The sequence below is a fragment of the Streptomyces sp. NPDC050560 genome (assembly GCF_044457285.1).
Classification (GTDB): Bacteria; Actinomycetota; Actinomycetes; order Streptomycetales; family Streptomycetaceae; genus Streptomyces.
On sequence record NZ_JBITGT010000002.1, the window covers coordinates 211,345 to 224,432 of the forward strand.

Sequence of the window (13,088 nt, forward strand, 5' to 3'; positions counted from 1 at the left end):
GAACGGCCGCCGGGCGCCGGGGGTGCCCGCGCCGGTGCGGGCGCCGCGCGCGGGCCCGGCTCCGCGCGCCCGCGCGCGCCCGTGTCCGCCGCCGTCCGTGCGGCGGCCCCGCGGGGAGGGGAACCGGGGGCCCGGGCCGGGGGATGACCCGGGCCCCCGGGGCTTGCGGGGGTCAGTCGGACGGGTGGCCGAGTTCCACGTCGGCGCCGTCCACTCCGCTGCCCGAGACCCTGAGCCCGGTGGCGACCGGCGGATACCCGGTGGCGATCACGGTGTAGTCGCCGCCGTCGAGGTCCGCGAAGGCGTACTCGCCGTCCTGGCCGGTGGTGGCGCTGGCGACGACGTTGCCCGCGGCGTCGACGAGGGTGACCCTGGCGTCGTTCAGCGGGGCGCCCGCGGCGCGGACGGTGCCGCTGACCCTGGCCCCCGACTCCAGCTCGACCTCGACCCGGGTGGCGCCCGCGGTGCCGATCTCTACGGGCAGCGCGAGCGGCCGGTGCCCGGGGGCGTTGACGGCCACGGTGACGGTGCCGGGCACCAGTTCCGCGAAGGCGAACTCGCCGTCGGGGCCGCTCGTCCCGGTGGCCAGGACCTCGCCGCGCACATCGGTGACGATGACCATGGCACCGGCGACGGTCTCGCCCGTGGCGGCGGAGCGCACCGTGCCGCCGAGGCCGCTTGTGCCGCTGAGCAGGACGTCGAAGGCGACGGGCTCGTCGGCCACGACGACCGTGGAAGCCTGCGGCTGGTAGCCGTCGGCCGAGGCGATCAGCACGTAGGACCCGGCGCCCGGGGCGTCCACTCCGTACGAGCCGTCCTGCTGGGCGGTGGCGCGGCCGAGCTGGCGCCCGGTGAGCGAGATCAGCGTCACGGCGGCGCGCGGGACGGGGGCGCTCTCGACGCCGCGGACGAAGCCGTGCACCGGCACCCCGCGGCCGCCGGGGCCGCCGGGGCCCGGCTGCGCGGTGGCGGTCGCGGCGGCGGGGACGGCGGAGGCCAGGGCGCCGAGGCGCCCGGTGCCGTCGTGCCCGTCGACCGGTCCCGCCGCGGCCCAGCTCGGCACCCGCTCGGGGGCCGCGGGCGGCTCGGGCTCCTGCGCCGCCGCGGCGGCGGCGAAGGGCTCGGGGACGGGCTGCGGTGCCACCGCCGCGTCCGCCATGTCCGCCGGGCCGGCGGGGGCCGCGGCCGGGGCGGCCTCCTCCGCGCTCTGTGCGAGACCGCCCTTGGTGCGCAGCGGGACCTCCTTGATGAACAGGGTGATGAGGAAGGCGAGGAACGCCAGCGGCGCGGCGATCAGGAAGATGTCCGCGATGCCGTGGCCGTACGCGCTCTCCATCACGGTGCGGATCGGCGCGGGGAGCTTGGCGAGGTCGGGGATGGCGCCCGCCGAGTCGGAGCCGCTGGGCAGCGCGCCCGCGGCCTTGCCGCCGAGGCCGGCCAGGCCGTCCTTCACGTAGTCGCCGATCCGGTTCGACATCACGGCGCCGAGCGCGGAGACGCCGACCGCGCCGCCCAGGGAGCGGAAGAAGGTGACGGTGGAGCTGGCGGAGCCGAGGTCGCTCGGTGCGACCTGGTTCTGGGTGCACAGCACCAGGTTCTGCATCATCATGCCGATGCCGAGGCCGAGCAGCGCCATGAAGACGCCGATGTGCCAGTACTCGGTGTCGTAGCGCATGGTGCCGAGGAGCCCGAGACCCGCGGTCACCAGGAGGCCGCCGGAGACCAGCCACGCCTTCCAGCGCCCGGTCCTGGTGATGACCTGTCCCGAGACGGTCGACGACAGGAAGAGCCCGCCGATCATCGGGATGGTCATCACCCCGGACATGGTCGGCGTCTTGCCGCGGGCGAGCTGGAAGTACTGGCTGAAGTACACGGTTCCCGCGAACATCGCGACGCCGACGAAGAGCGAGGCGAGGGACGCCAGGGTGATGGTGCGGTTGCGGAAGAGGCGCAGCGGGATGATCGGCTCGCGGGCCCTGGTCTCGGTGAGGAGGAACAGCAGCCCGAGCACGATCGACCCGGCGACCATGGCGTAGGTCTGCCAGGAGAGCCAGTCGTACTTGTTGCCCGCGAAGGTGACCCACACGAGGATCAGGCAGACGCTCGCGCTGATGAAGAACGCGCCGGTCCAGTCCACCTTGACGTCGCGCTTGACGACCGGGAGCTTCAGGGTCTTCTGGAGCACGATCAGCGCGATGACGGCGAACGGCACCCCGACGTAGAAGCACCAGCGCCAGCCGAGCCAGCTCGTGTCGGTGATGACGCCGCCGAGCAGCGGGCCGCCGACGGTGGCCACCGCGAAGGTGGCGCCCAGGTAGCCGCTGTAGCGGCCGCGCTCGCGGGGCGCGATCATGGCGGCCATCACGATCTGCGCGAGCGCGGAGAGGCCGCCGACGCCTATGCCCTGGACCACGCGGCAGGCGATCAGCATGCCCGCGTTCTGGGAGAGGCCGGCGACGACCGAGGCCGCCACGTAGATGATCAGGGCTATCTGGACCAGCAGCTTCTTGGAGAAGAGGTCGGCGAGCTTGCCCCAGAGCGGCGTCGTCGCCGTCATGGCGAGGAGCGAGGCGGTGACGACCCAGGTGTAGGCGCTCTGGCCACCGCCGAGGTCACTGATGATGTGGGGGAGGGCGTTGGAGACGATCGTCGACGACAGGATCGCGACGAACATGCCGAGCAGCAGCCCGGAGAGTGCCTCCATGATCTGCCGGTGCGTCATCTGCGCGCCGTCGGATGCTGCTCCTCCGTGCTTGGCATGGCTGCCCCGCACACCGGCTGGTGTGGTCGTTGCCATGGATGTCCTTTTCTTCTTACGCGGGGATGGTGGGTCGGTCGTTCACGCGGGGGTGTGGGTGGCGGGCTGCGGGGAGTGCTGTGCGGGGTGGGGACCGCGGACCGTGGCGGTGCGGCAGTCGCCGAAGCTCTCTCTGAGCCGGGCGAGGAGCGAGCAGAGCCGCTCGACCTCCTCGTCGGGCCAGTCCTCCAGGCAGCCTTCGAGCGTGCGCAGATAGCGGTCCGACAGCTCGGCGAGCTTGTCGCCGCCCTCGGGGGTGAGCGCGAGTATGCGGGAGCGCTTGTCGTCGGGGTCCCGGGTCCTCGCGATCCAGCCGCGCTCGGCGACATGGGCCACGTGGCGGCTGGTCACGGACATGTCGACGGCGAGCAGTTCCGCGAGCCGGCTCATCCGCATCGCTCCGTGCTGGTCCAGGAGGCGCAGGACGGCCGCGGAGCCGGCCGGGCACTCGGGCGGCAGTGTGCGCGCGAGGCTCCGTTTGATGACGCCGATCGCGCTGAGCTGACGGGCCAGTTCCTCGTACTGACGCCGCGCGGCCATGGCACCTCCATTTGTTGCTCTAGGCAACCATAGGTCTACTTGGTTGCCGAAGGCAAATGAATAGCGGGATTCGTGGGTTAAAGGGTGGGCAAAGCCCGGGTTGTGGGCGTCTCCGCGCCGGAGCGTACGGCGTGCGTGGGGCGTGGGGGCGGGCGGTCGCGCTTGACGGGGGCGTGACAGGTCGATGCCTCGGGGGTGCGGGGACGCGGGTGCGGGCGGGGAGGGGTGTGCGGGGGTGTGCGCGCGCCGGGGCGGGCGCTCTCCGGTGGGGCGGATCAGGAGAGCGTACGCGGGCGCGTGGGAGCGCGGAAGGGTGGAAGGCGGGGCTCGGGGGGTACCAGGCCCGCGGTTGCGCGGGGGCCGTGCGGCGCGGGGGTGCCGGGGCGGAGCGCCCTGTCGGCCGGGGTGGTGCGGCGCCCTGCCTGCCGAGTGGCGCGGTGTCCGGCCGGCCGGGCTGCGCGGTGTCCTACGGGCCGGTCCGTACTGGTGCGGGAGTGGCCGCTCTTCCGCCTCGCCCCCGGGCTTGGGTGTCGTGCCCCGATTCGCTAGGGTCCTTGCTCATGGCACACAACCCCCAAGCCCCCCAGGGCCCCGAGGGCACACCTGATCCGGCGGGCAGCACCCAGATGTTCCGCGCGTTCGTGGACGAGGAGGCGCCCCGTGGCGCCGCCCCGCAGACTTCCTCGTCGGGCGGTCGGCCGCTGCTGATCGTCGGCGTGGTGGTCGCCATCGTCGTCGTCGCGGCGGTGGCCTGGCTGGCCTTCAAGTGACGCCGTCCGCGGGCCTCTTCGGGGCCCGCGGACGCGCGTGAGATTCCTCCCTGACCGCCGGTCAGTCGGAGATCAGGCCGTCCCTGAGCTGGGCCAGGGTGCGGGTCAGCAGCCGGGAGACGTGCATCTGCGAGATGCCGACCTCCTCGCCGATCTGGGACTGCGTCATGTTCGCGAAGAAGCGCAGCATGATGATGCGGCGCTCGCGCGGCGGCAGCTTCGCGAGCAGCGGCTTCAGCGACTCGCGGTACTCGACGCCTTCGAGGGCGGTGTCCTCGTAGCCGAGCCGGTCGGCGAGCGAGCCCTCTCCCCCGTCGTCCTCGGGCGCGGGCGAGTCGAGCGAGGAGGCCGTGTACGCGTTGCCCACCGCGAGGCCGTCGACGACGTCCTCCTCGGAGACGCCGAGCGCCGAGGCCAGCTCGGGCACCGTGGGGGAGCGGTCGAGCCGCTGGGACAGCTCGTCGCTCGCCTTGGTGAGCGCGAGGCGCAGCTCCTGGAGGCGCCGCGGGACGCGCACCGACCAGGACGTGTCCCGGAAGAACCGCTTGATCTCCCCGACCACCGTCGGCATCGCGAACGTCGGGAACTCGACGCCCCGTTCGCAGTCGAACCGGTCGATCGCCTTGATCAGACCGATGGTGCCGACCTGGACGATGTCCTCCATCGGCTCGTTGCGGCTGCGAAACCTGGCTGCCGCGTACCGCACCAGCGGAAGGTTCAGCTCGATCAGGGTGTCCCGCACATAACCGCGCTCGGGGCTGTTCTCGTCGAGGGCGGCGAGCCGTAGGAACAGGGAGCGGGACAGGGTGCGGGTGTCGATGGCTTCCGAGGTCTGGGGCACTACGGGCTCGGCGGGCTCGGCGTCTTCGCTCGTGCCGAGCGTGAGCACCTTCGAGCTGCCCTGGTCTGCGGACATGCCACCCCCTTGAGGTCGCGGACGGTCGCGGCTCTACGCCCCCACGAGGAAGCGTGCCTCCACCTGAATACCGGAGCGAAGGCCCCGGCAAACGCTGTTCCAGCAGAATGTCACATGTCGGCAACGCGCTGTAGTGACATGTCGACATCCAGCGGGTCGGTTTGTCCGCTGATAGTCACTCATGGGGCTTTCTCCGGGGGGATGTTCCGGTAAAGCTCCGGTAACCCTTCCGCCCTTTGAGACTACGCCTCGATCCTGTTTGCGGACCTCAGTCGAGCAAAGCTGCGGGCGAGCAGCCGGGAGACGTGCATCTGCGAGACGCCGAGTTCCGCGCTGATCTGGGACTGCGTCAGATTGCTGTAGTAGCGCAGCAGCAGGATGCGCTGCTCCCGCTCGGGGAGCTGGACGAGGAGGTGGCGTACGAGGTCGCGGTGCTCCACGCCGTCGAGGGCCGGGTCCTCGTAGCCGAGCCGGTCGAGCAGCCCCGGCAGGCCGTCGCCCTCCTGGGCCGCCTCCAGCGAGGTCGCGTGGTACGAGCGGCCTGCCTCGATGCAGGCCAGGACCTCCTCCTCGGTGATCCGCAGCCGCTCCGCGATCTCCGCGGTGCTGGGCGAGCGGCCGAAGGCCGTGGTCAGGTCCTCGGTGGCGCCGTTGACCTGGACCCACAGCTCGTGGAGGCGCCGCGGCACGTGCACGGTGCGGACGTTGTCCCTGAAGTAGCGCTTGATCTCGCCGACGACGGTGGGCATGGCGAAGGTCGGGAACTGCACCCCGCGCTCCGGGTCGAACCGGTCGATGGCGTTGATCAGGCCGATGGTGCCGACCTGGACCACGTCCTCCATGGGCTCGTTGCGGGTGCGGAAGCGCGCGGCGGCGTACCGCACGAGGGGCAGGTTCGCCTCGATGAGCGCGCCGCGCACCCGGGTGTGCTCGGGGCTGCCGGGCGTGAGGTCCTTGAGGCGGCCGAAGAGCACCTGGGTGAGCGCGCGGGTGTCGGCGCCCCTGCTCCTGGGCGCGGGGGCGGTCCTGGCTGCCTCCTCGTCGTCCGCCGGGGGCGCCTCCGGGGCCGCGGGAGGGTCCTCCGGGGGCTCGGGGGCCTCGGGCGCCTGCCGGTCGTCGCCGGGGGGCGCGGGCGCGTGATGCGGTGCCGTAGGCGCAGTACTGGCCTGCAAGGTCAACGCCACCCCTTCTGTCGGCACTCCCGGGCCGCCGTACGGCGCCCGTGGCGGTCCCGGCCGGGTGCTCGCCGGAACCCGCGGATACGGCATCGGGCGGAACGCGCCGGGACTGATAAGGAACCGCTCAGCACCGTTTAACTCATCCGTCAAAAGCGGTCATAGCATCACAAGACATGTGCACTGTGTGCAAGTACCCGATAGCACCGTGTTGGGGGCTCGGACGGGGCCGGGGCGGAGGCGGTGAACGGGGCCCGCGGGCGGGGCGAGCACGGCCTGCGCAGGGCCCGTGCCGGGATGTCGGCAGTCCCGCGTCCGTGCGCCGACACACGTGGGCCCCCGGCCCGTGAGGCGGGCGGCGGGGGCCTGGGGGCGGCGTCGGGGCGGCGCGGGGGCGGTGGCGACGCGGGGTCAGATCTCGTAGTCGGCCATCACCCAGGTGGCGAAGGCGCGCCAGAGGGCGACTCCGGCCTGGTGGGCGGGGTGGTCGAGGTAGCGGCGCAGCGCGGCGGCGTCCTCGACGGTGGCGTTGATGGCGAAGTCCTGCGCGATGGGCCGGTCGCTGATGTTCCACTCGGCTTCCCAGCCGGTCAGCTCGGGGATCTGCCCGCCGAGCGCCCTGAACGCCTCGACGCCCTCGGTGACACGGGGATCGTCGCGGGTGACGCCGTCGTTGAGCTTGAAGAGGACCAGGTGGCGGATCATCGCGTGCTCCCTGTCGTTCATGGCGCCGGTCGCGGGCCGGTCGTGCGGGGCCTGCCGTGGAGCCGGGCGCGGGGGCCGGTGGCGGCTCAGTGCCCGCCGTGGGCGGCCCAGGTGAAGAAGTCGCCTATGGAGTGCGCCGCGCTCGATATGGCCTCGAACCCTACCTGGACGTAGTCGGCCGCTTTGGCCGGGTCCGTGATGATCACATAGAGCGCGAAGACGATCACGATGAACATCAAGATCTTCACCCACTGCACGGCCCGGCCTCCCCTGCCCGCGGTCTCTCGGTCCCGGCTCTCCCGGCGTCCCGGTGTCGGTGTCGTCAGCGTCGACCGTGTCATCGGCGTCGGCTGTGTCGGCTGTGACTTCTGTGTCGGCTGTGACTTCTGGGTGCCGCGGGACCCTGCTGACCCACGGGGCCCGCTGCGCCGGGTGAGTCTATCCCGCCCCCTTCCGCGTCCGAAGGCGCCGGTGGCCGAGTAGGCGGAGGAGGGAGCGTGAGGGAAGGCGGGAGACGGCGTGCGGAGGGGCGCGAGGGGAGGGAAGGGGCGCAAAGGCAGGGAGCGGGAGCGGGAATGACGGGACGTCACGTCGTGGTCGCGGGCCGGTTCTTCGGCGACGGGCCGGGCGGTCGCGAGGGGTCCGGTGGCCGCGACGGGCAGGACGGCCACGACCGGCTTCATCGGCAACGCCCTGCTCGCCCTCCTCAGGCACCCGGACAGGCACCCGGACGCCCTGCGCCGGCTCAGGGAGGCGCCGGAGAGGATTCCGGGCGCCCTCGGCGAATCCCTGCGCTACGACGCCCCGGTCAGCGTCGCCACCTTCCGCCGGGCCACCGCCCCGACCGGCTCGACCTCGACCGCGAAGCCCGCGGGCACCTCTCCTTCGGCCACGGCGTCCACCGCTGCCTCGTACGTGTGAACTCCGGTGTCCGGGCGTCAGGCCGCGCTCTCGGCCGTCCCGGTGGTGTCGGTGGCCCCGGCCGCCCCCGCCTGCGTCCGGTCCTGCCGCGGGGCCACGGGGCGGCGGCGGGTCGGGATGCCGAAGGTCGGGTTGGCCACGCCCCAGGCCGCGCTCTTGCAGACCAACTCCTTGTAGAGGGCGGCGGGCCGTCCCCTGAGGGCGGCGCGTACCGCGCGGTCGTCGGCGGTGACGTACTGGATCAGACCGTCCTTGCGGCCGAGCGAGACGCACTGGTTGAAGTAGCGCAGCGGCACGTGCGGCAGCTTGGTGCCACAGAGGCGGGCCGCGACGGAGTCGGCCGCCTGCCAGGCGGTGGGGACGCCCGAGGCGCACGACATCCGCAGCGCCCCGCCGCCGGGCCCCTTGGCGAGCGCGGCGTCACCGACGGCGTACACGTCGGGGTGGGAGACCGAGCGCATGGTCCCGTCGACCACGATCTGGCCGTTGTCGGCGACTTCGAGGGCGGTGGCCCGTGCGATCGGGTGGGTGGCGAAGCCCGTCGTCCACACGGTGACCGCGGCCGGGACCGACGCGCCGTCTGCGGTGGTGACGTGGTCGGCCCCGACCGCGGTGACGGCGGTGTGCTCGCGCACGGTGACGCCGAGCCTGTCGAAGACCTTCCGCAGATGCCCGCGGCCCCTGTCCGCGAGCCAGTCGCCGAGTTCGCCGCGGGCGGCGAGGGTCACGTCGAGGTCGGGCCTCGCCTCGGCGATCTCGGCCGCGCTCTCCAGCCCGGTGAGGCCGCCGCCGACCACGAGGACCGGCGCCCCGGCCGCAAGACCGGCCAGCCGCTCCCGCAGCCGCAGCGCCCCCGGACGGCCCGCGACGTCGTGGGCGTGCTCGGCGACGCCCGGGACGCCGTGGCTGTTCCAGCCGCTGCCGAGGGCGTACACGAGCGTGTCGTACGGCAGCTCCTCGGTGGTGCCGGTGGTGCCGGTGGTGCCGGTGGTGTCAGTGGGGTCGCCGTGGGTGTCGGTGGCGAGGAGGGCGACGCGCTTCGCCTCGACGTCGATCCCCGTCACGCGGGCGAGTTTCAGCTCGACGCCGGTGCCGGCGAACATCCCGGCCAGTGGCCTCGGGCTGAGCCGCTGCCCGACCGCCAACTGGTGCATCCTGACCCGCTCGACGAAGTCCGGCTCGGCGTTGACGAGGGTGATGGCGACGTCCTCGCCGCGCAGCCGCCTGGCGAGGCGTCCCGCGGCGGAGGCCCCGGCGTATCCGGCCCCGAGAACAACGATGCGGTGCTGCATCTCCTTGCTCCTGTCTTGAGCGCTCCCGCCCTGAGCGGGCTCGCCCCCTGAACCGGGCGGCCCGCCGTTTCCTGACAGGGGCCCGGTGTGAAGCACCTCACACCGGGCTCAGAAGGCGCGGAGCAGGGGTTCCCCGTGGTCGGTGGCCGCCCACTGGCGGGTGGCGCGGCCGAGCTTGTCGGGGTTGACCTGGTTGCGGCAGGCGGCGATGCCGTGCTCGGTGACCTCAAGGCACATGACGCCGACGACCCGGCCTTCGACGACCGCCACGACGGCGGGGCCGCCGTTGGCGAGGGCGGCGTGGATCTCGGGCGAGCCGCCCGCGAGGTCGCGCTTGGCCTTGCCGGGGGTGAACAGGCCGCGCAGGAACTTCGCGACCGCGACGGCGCCCTCGAAAGGCTTCGCGCGGGCCGGGATCTTCCCACCGCCGTCCCCGACGGTGACGGCGTCGTCGGTGAGCATCCGTACGAGCGAGTCGGTACGGCCGCTGGTGGCGGCGGCAAGGAACTCCCCGACGATCCGCCGGGCCGCGGCCTCGTCGATCTCGGTGCGCGCCCTGCCGTCCGCGAGGTGCTTCCTTGCCCGGTGGAGGAGCTGCTGGCTGGCGGCCTCCGTGATGTCGAGGATGTCCGCGATCTCGCGGTGCGGGTAGTCGAACGCCTCCCGCAGCACGTACACCGCCCGCTCGTTGGGGGAGAGGCGCTCCAGCAGGATGAGGACGGCGTACGAGACCGACTCGCGCTGCTGTGCGGTGTCGGCGGGGCCGAGCATGGGGTCACCGGCGAGCAGCGGTTCAGGGAGCCACTGCCCGACGTAGGTCTCGCGGCGGGCGCGGGCCGAGGCGAGCTGGTTGAGGCAGAGGTTGGTGAGGACCTTCGTCAGCCACGCCTCGGGGACCTCGATGCGCTCGACGTCGGCGGCCTGCCAGCGGATGAACGTCTCCTGCACGGCGTCCTCAGCCTCGGCGGCGGAGCCGAGGACGCGGTACGCGATGGCCTCAAGACGGGGCCTGGCGGCCTCGAACAGGTCCACGTCGCTCCGGGGCAGGGACATGGGCGGATAGTAGCCGCCGCGGTGCGGGGGCGGGGCCCGGCCCCGGGACGCCCGGCGTGTGGCGGGCGCCCGCCCCCGGCGCCCGCCCCGGCCCCCTCCCCCGCCCTCACCAGGTGACGGGAAGCTCGTGCAGGCCGTAGATCACCGCGTCGTACTTGAACTTCACGTCCTCCAGGGGGATCGCCGCGCGCAGTGTGGGGACGCGGCGCAGGAGGGTCGGGTAGAGGACCTGGAGTTCCATCCGGGCCAGTGGCTGGCCCACGCAGTGGTGGGTGCCGCCGCCGAACGCCTGGTGCCTGCGGGCGTTGCGGGTGATGTCGAGGCGGTCGGGGTCGGCGAACACCCCGGGGTCGCGGTTGGCCAGCTCGCCGAGCAGGATGACCCCGTCGCCCGCGGGGATGGTGTGCCCCGCGACCTCGATGTCCTCCAGCGCGGTGCGGCGGCGGCCCAGGTGCACGATCGTCAGATAGCGCAGCAGTTCCTCCACCGCGTCCACGACGACCCGCGGGTCGTCGGTCTCGCGGACGGCCGCCAACTGCTCGGGGTGCTGCAACAGGGCCAGGGTGCCCAGGCTGATCATGTTGGCGGTGGTCTCGTGGCCGCCGAGCAGCAGCAGTACGCCCATGTTGGCGGCCTCGCGGGCGGTCAGCTCGCCCGTCCTCACCCGCGCGGCGAGCTTGGAGACCAGGTCGTCGGCGGGCTTCGCGGTCTTCTGGGTGACCAGGTCGTCCAGGTAGCCGGAGAGCGCCGCGTGCGCCGCGCCGCGCTCGGCCGCCCCGGCGGTGGCGGAGACCAGCAGCTTGCTGTTGGCCTGGAAGAACTCGTGGTCGTCGTAGGGCACCCCGAGCATCTCGGAGATCACCATGGACGGCAGGGGCAGCGCCAGCGCCTGGACGAGGTCGGCAGGTTTGGGTCCTTCGAGCATGCGGTCGATGAAGTCGTCCGTGATGCGCTGGACCATGGGGCGCATCGCCTCGACCCGCTTGATGGTGAACGTACCGCTGACCATGCGGCGCAGCCGGGCGTGCTCGGGGTCGTCCATGCCGACGAAGCTGAGGTCGCCCCCGCCGCCGTGGCTGTGCGCGGGGTCGATGGGGCTGGGGAAGTTGGGGGCGGCGAAGTCGACGCTGAGGCGGGGGTCGGAGAGCAGTTCCTTCTGCTCCGCGTGGCCGGTCACGGCCCACGGCGTCGAGCCGCCCCAGGAGCGCACCCGGGTGACGGGCCCGCGCTCGGCGAGGGCGCGCAGCTCGGGGGAGGGCGCGAAGGGGCACGCCGCCGAGCGGGGCGCGGGGAACGCGGGAAGGGTCTCGTCGATGTCGCTCTGGGGGGTCATCACTGAACTCCTGGGGGGTGGAGGGCCGTACGGCCGGGAGGGGGGAGCCTGGTCGGTTCTACGGCGCGGCGGGCTGCCGGGGGCGGGTGTACGGGGCGACCAGGTGGGCGCGCTGGAGCCGGGTCTGCTTGGGCATGTTCCAGCCGAGGACGCACTCGGGCCCCCGCGGGCCCTCGTGGCGGACCACGAAGCGTCCGCCGGCCGGATCGCCCTCCACGACCTCGGCCCGGGAGCCGCCGGACACGACCCCGTGGACCTGGAGCTTCACGTCGAACTGGTCGGTCCAGAAGTACGGCACCGGGGTGTACGGCACGCCCTCGCCGAGGATGTCCGAGGCGACCGCGAGCGCCTGCTCCGACGCGTTGGTCCTGTTCTCCAGCCGGAGCGGGCGGCCGAGCCCCGCGTGGTGCCAGCGGGCCACGTCGCCCACCGCCCACACCCCGGGGGCGGCGCGGCAGTACGCGTCGCACACGACACCGTCGTCGAGTACGAGGCCGCTGCCTTCGAGCCAGCCGGTGGCGGGCGCGCAGCCGACCGCGGTGACCACGACGTCCGCCGCCAACTCCGTGCCGTCGCTCAGCCGGAGCCCCGTCACCCTGCCCTCGCGGGTGTGCAGGGCGTCGAGCAGCACCCCGCAGTGCAGCGCGACGCCGTGCCCGCGGTGGAGTCCGGCGAGGTGCCCGGCGACCAGGGGGCCGAGCTGGTCGGTCATGGGGGCCTGCTGCGGCCCCACGAGGGCCACGTCGAGGCCCAGCAGGCGGGCGGTGGCCGCGGTCTCCGCGCCCAGGACACCATCACCGATGACCACGAGGCGTCTCGACGAGAGCAGTTCGGACCGCAGCGCGACCGCGTCGGCAAGGGTTCTGACCACGTGGGTGCCGCCGACGCCGTGCTGGGCGGGCAGGGTCCTGGCCGTGAGGCCGGTCGCGACGACGACCGCGTCGGCGCGGAGCGTCCGCCCGGCCGCCGTCGTGACCTCGCGCCGCCCGGCGTCGAGGCCGGTGGCCGGGTCGCCGAGTACCCACTCGGCGTCGAGCGCCGCCAGGTCGTCCGCGGCGCGCAGCCGGGCGCGCTCGGGCTCCCACGCCCCGCTCAGCACCTGCTTCGACAACGGGGGGCGGTCGTACGGCGGTTCCGGCTCCCCGCCGAGCAGGGTGAGGGCGCCGCGGTAGCCCTTGCGGCGCAGGGCCTCGGCCGTCGCGAGCCCCGCGGCCGCCGCCCCGACCACCAGGACGCGGCCCACCGGGCTCACGCGTTCTCCGCCAGGTGGATGCAGGCGCCGGGGCAGACGGCGGCGGCCTCGCGCACCTGCTCGTGCAGGTCCTGCGGCGGGGCGGCGTCGAGCAGGACGACGATGCCGTCGTCGTCGCGCTGGTCGAAGACCTCCGGTGCGATCAGCACGCACTGGCCGGCCCCGCAGCACTTGTCTTCCTCCACAGCGATCTTCACGGGTCTCCTTCGTCGTTCGTCGGAACAGGGCTTGGAACAGGGCAAGGGGGACCGACGGCCGCGCCCCCGGGACGGCCGCGGTCGGTCGGGCATGGGGGCGGTGGGGGCCGGGCCGCGCAGTCGGGCGATGCCGGTCG

General features: G+C 73.4%; 13 protein-coding genes. 2 read left to right on the plus strand and 11 right to left on the minus strand.

From position 1 onward, the window contains the following. Positions 1-172 precede the first annotated feature (172 nt). Entirely contained in the window at positions 173-2,797 is a 2,625-nt protein-coding gene (locus ACIBIW_RS05630; protein ID WP_399332289.1) for an MFS transporter, read from the minus strand. Positions 2,798-2,839: 42 nt separating this feature from the next. Continuing rightward, the gene (locus ACIBIW_RS05635) at positions 2,840-3,337 is read right to left on the minus strand and encodes a MarR family winged helix-turn-helix transcriptional regulator (protein ID WP_399332291.1); all 498 of its coding nucleotides are present in this window, start codon (positions 3,335-3,337) and stop codon (positions 2,840-2,842) included. Positions 3,338-3,897: 560 nt separating this feature from the next. On the opposite strand from ACIBIW_RS05635, the gene ACIBIW_RS05640 reads away from it, so the two are divergent. Further along, the gene (locus tag ACIBIW_RS05640) at positions 3,898-4,107 is read left to right on the plus strand and encodes a hypothetical protein (RefSeq protein ID WP_399332293.1); all 210 of its coding nucleotides are present in this window, start codon (positions 3,898-3,900) and stop codon (positions 4,105-4,107) included. A 61-nt stretch (positions 4,108-4,168) separates the two neighbouring features. On the opposite strand, the gene ACIBIW_RS05645 is transcribed toward ACIBIW_RS05640, so the two are convergent. From ACIBIW_RS05645 to ACIBIW_RS05660, 4 genes are all read right to left on the minus strand, one after another. Further along, on the minus strand, positions 4,169-5,023 hold the full coding sequence (locus ACIBIW_RS05645) for an RNA polymerase sigma factor SigF (protein WP_399332295.1): 855 nt from the start codon (positions 5,021-5,023) through the stop codon (positions 4,169-4,171). 242 nt (positions 5,024-5,265) lie between these two features. Further along, positions 5,266-6,207 carry an RNA polymerase sigma factor SigF gene (locus ACIBIW_RS05650; protein WP_399332297.1) on the minus strand — a complete coding sequence of 314 codons (942 nt, stop codon included), beginning with the start codon at positions 6,205-6,207 and terminating at the stop codon, positions 5,266-5,268. 402 nt (positions 6,208-6,609) lie between these two features. Continuing rightward, positions 6,610-6,903, minus strand: a complete 294-nt coding sequence (locus tag ACIBIW_RS05655) for a Dabb family protein (protein WP_399332921.1) — start codon at positions 6,901-6,903, stop codon at positions 6,610-6,612. 86 nt (positions 6,904-6,989) lie between these two features. After that, on the minus strand, positions 6,990-7,160 hold the full coding sequence (locus ACIBIW_RS05660) for a hypothetical protein (RefSeq protein WP_399332969.1): 171 nt from the start codon (positions 7,158-7,160) through the stop codon (positions 6,990-6,992). 388 nt (positions 7,161-7,548) lie between these two features. On the opposite strand from ACIBIW_RS05660, the gene ACIBIW_RS05665 reads away from it, so the two are divergent. Beyond that, positions 7,549-7,824, plus strand: coding sequence for a hypothetical protein (locus tag ACIBIW_RS05665; RefSeq protein ID WP_399332299.1), 276 nt, complete (start codon positions 7,549-7,551; stop codon positions 7,822-7,824). Positions 7,825-7,841: 17 nt separating this feature from the next. On the opposite strand, the gene ACIBIW_RS05670 is transcribed toward ACIBIW_RS05665, so the two are convergent. From ACIBIW_RS05670 to ACIBIW_RS05690, 5 genes are all read right to left on the minus strand, one after another. Next, positions 7,842-9,116 carry an NAD(P)/FAD-dependent oxidoreductase gene (locus tag ACIBIW_RS05670; RefSeq protein ID WP_399332301.1) on the minus strand — a complete coding sequence of 425 codons (1,275 nt, stop codon included), beginning with the start codon at positions 9,114-9,116 and terminating at the stop codon, positions 7,842-7,844. A gap of 108 nt (positions 9,117-9,224) precedes the next feature. Next, positions 9,225-10,169, minus strand: coding sequence for an RNA polymerase sigma factor SigJ (gene sigJ / locus ACIBIW_RS05675; protein WP_399332304.1), 945 nt, complete (start codon positions 10,167-10,169; stop codon positions 9,225-9,227). A 106-nt stretch (positions 10,170-10,275) separates the two neighbouring features. Next, the gene (locus ACIBIW_RS05680; RefSeq protein ID WP_399332306.1) at positions 10,276-11,502 is read right to left on the minus strand and encodes a cytochrome P450; all 1,227 of its coding nucleotides are present in this window, start codon (positions 11,500-11,502) and stop codon (positions 10,276-10,278) included. A gap of 58 nt (positions 11,503-11,560) precedes the next feature. Next, positions 11,561-12,754: an NAD(P)/FAD-dependent oxidoreductase gene (locus ACIBIW_RS05685; RefSeq protein WP_399332308.1), complete on the minus strand. Its 1,194-nt coding sequence runs from the start codon at positions 12,752-12,754 to the stop codon at positions 11,561-11,563. Next, a complete protein-coding gene (locus ACIBIW_RS05690) occupies positions 12,751-12,951 on the minus strand; it encodes a ferredoxin (protein ID WP_399332310.1) in 201 nt (66 codons plus the stop codon). The genes ACIBIW_RS05685 and ACIBIW_RS05690 overlap by 4 nt, the downstream gene beginning before the upstream one ends. Between the last annotated feature and the right edge of the window lie 137 nt (positions 12,952-13,088).

What these genes read in the sequence shown, in the direction of transcription:
- ACIBIW_RS05630 (WP_399332289.1), bottom strand. Translation starts at nt 2,797, where the DNA reads ATGGCAACGACCACACCAGCCGGTGTGCGGGGCAGCCATGCCAAGCAC.
- ACIBIW_RS05635 (WP_399332291.1), bottom strand. Translation starts at nt 3,337, where the DNA reads ATGGCCGCGCGGCGTCAGTACGAGGAACTGGCCCGTCAGCTCAGCGCG.
- ACIBIW_RS05640 (WP_399332293.1), top strand. Translation starts at nt 3,898, where the DNA reads ATGGCACACAACCCCCAAGCCCCCCAGGGCCCCGAGGGCACACCTGAT.
- ACIBIW_RS05645 (WP_399332295.1), bottom strand. Translation starts at nt 5,023, where the DNA reads ATGTCCGCAGACCAGGGCAGCTCGAAGGTGCTCACGCTCGGCACGAGC.
- ACIBIW_RS05655 (WP_399332921.1), bottom strand. Translation starts at nt 6,903, where the DNA reads ATGATCCGCCACCTGGTCCTCTTCAAGCTCAACGACGGCGTCACCCGC.
- ACIBIW_RS05670 (WP_399332301.1), bottom strand. Translation starts at nt 9,116, where the DNA reads ATGCAGCACCGCATCGTTGTTCTCGGGGCCGGATACGCCGGGGCCTCC.
- sigJ (WP_399332304.1), bottom strand. Translation starts at nt 10,169, where the DNA reads ATGTCCCTGCCCCGGAGCGACGTGGACCTGTTCGAGGCCGCCAGGCCC.
- ACIBIW_RS05680 (WP_399332306.1), bottom strand. Translation starts at nt 11,502, where the DNA reads ATGACCCCCCAGAGCGACATCGACGAGACCCTTCCCGCGTTCCCCGCG.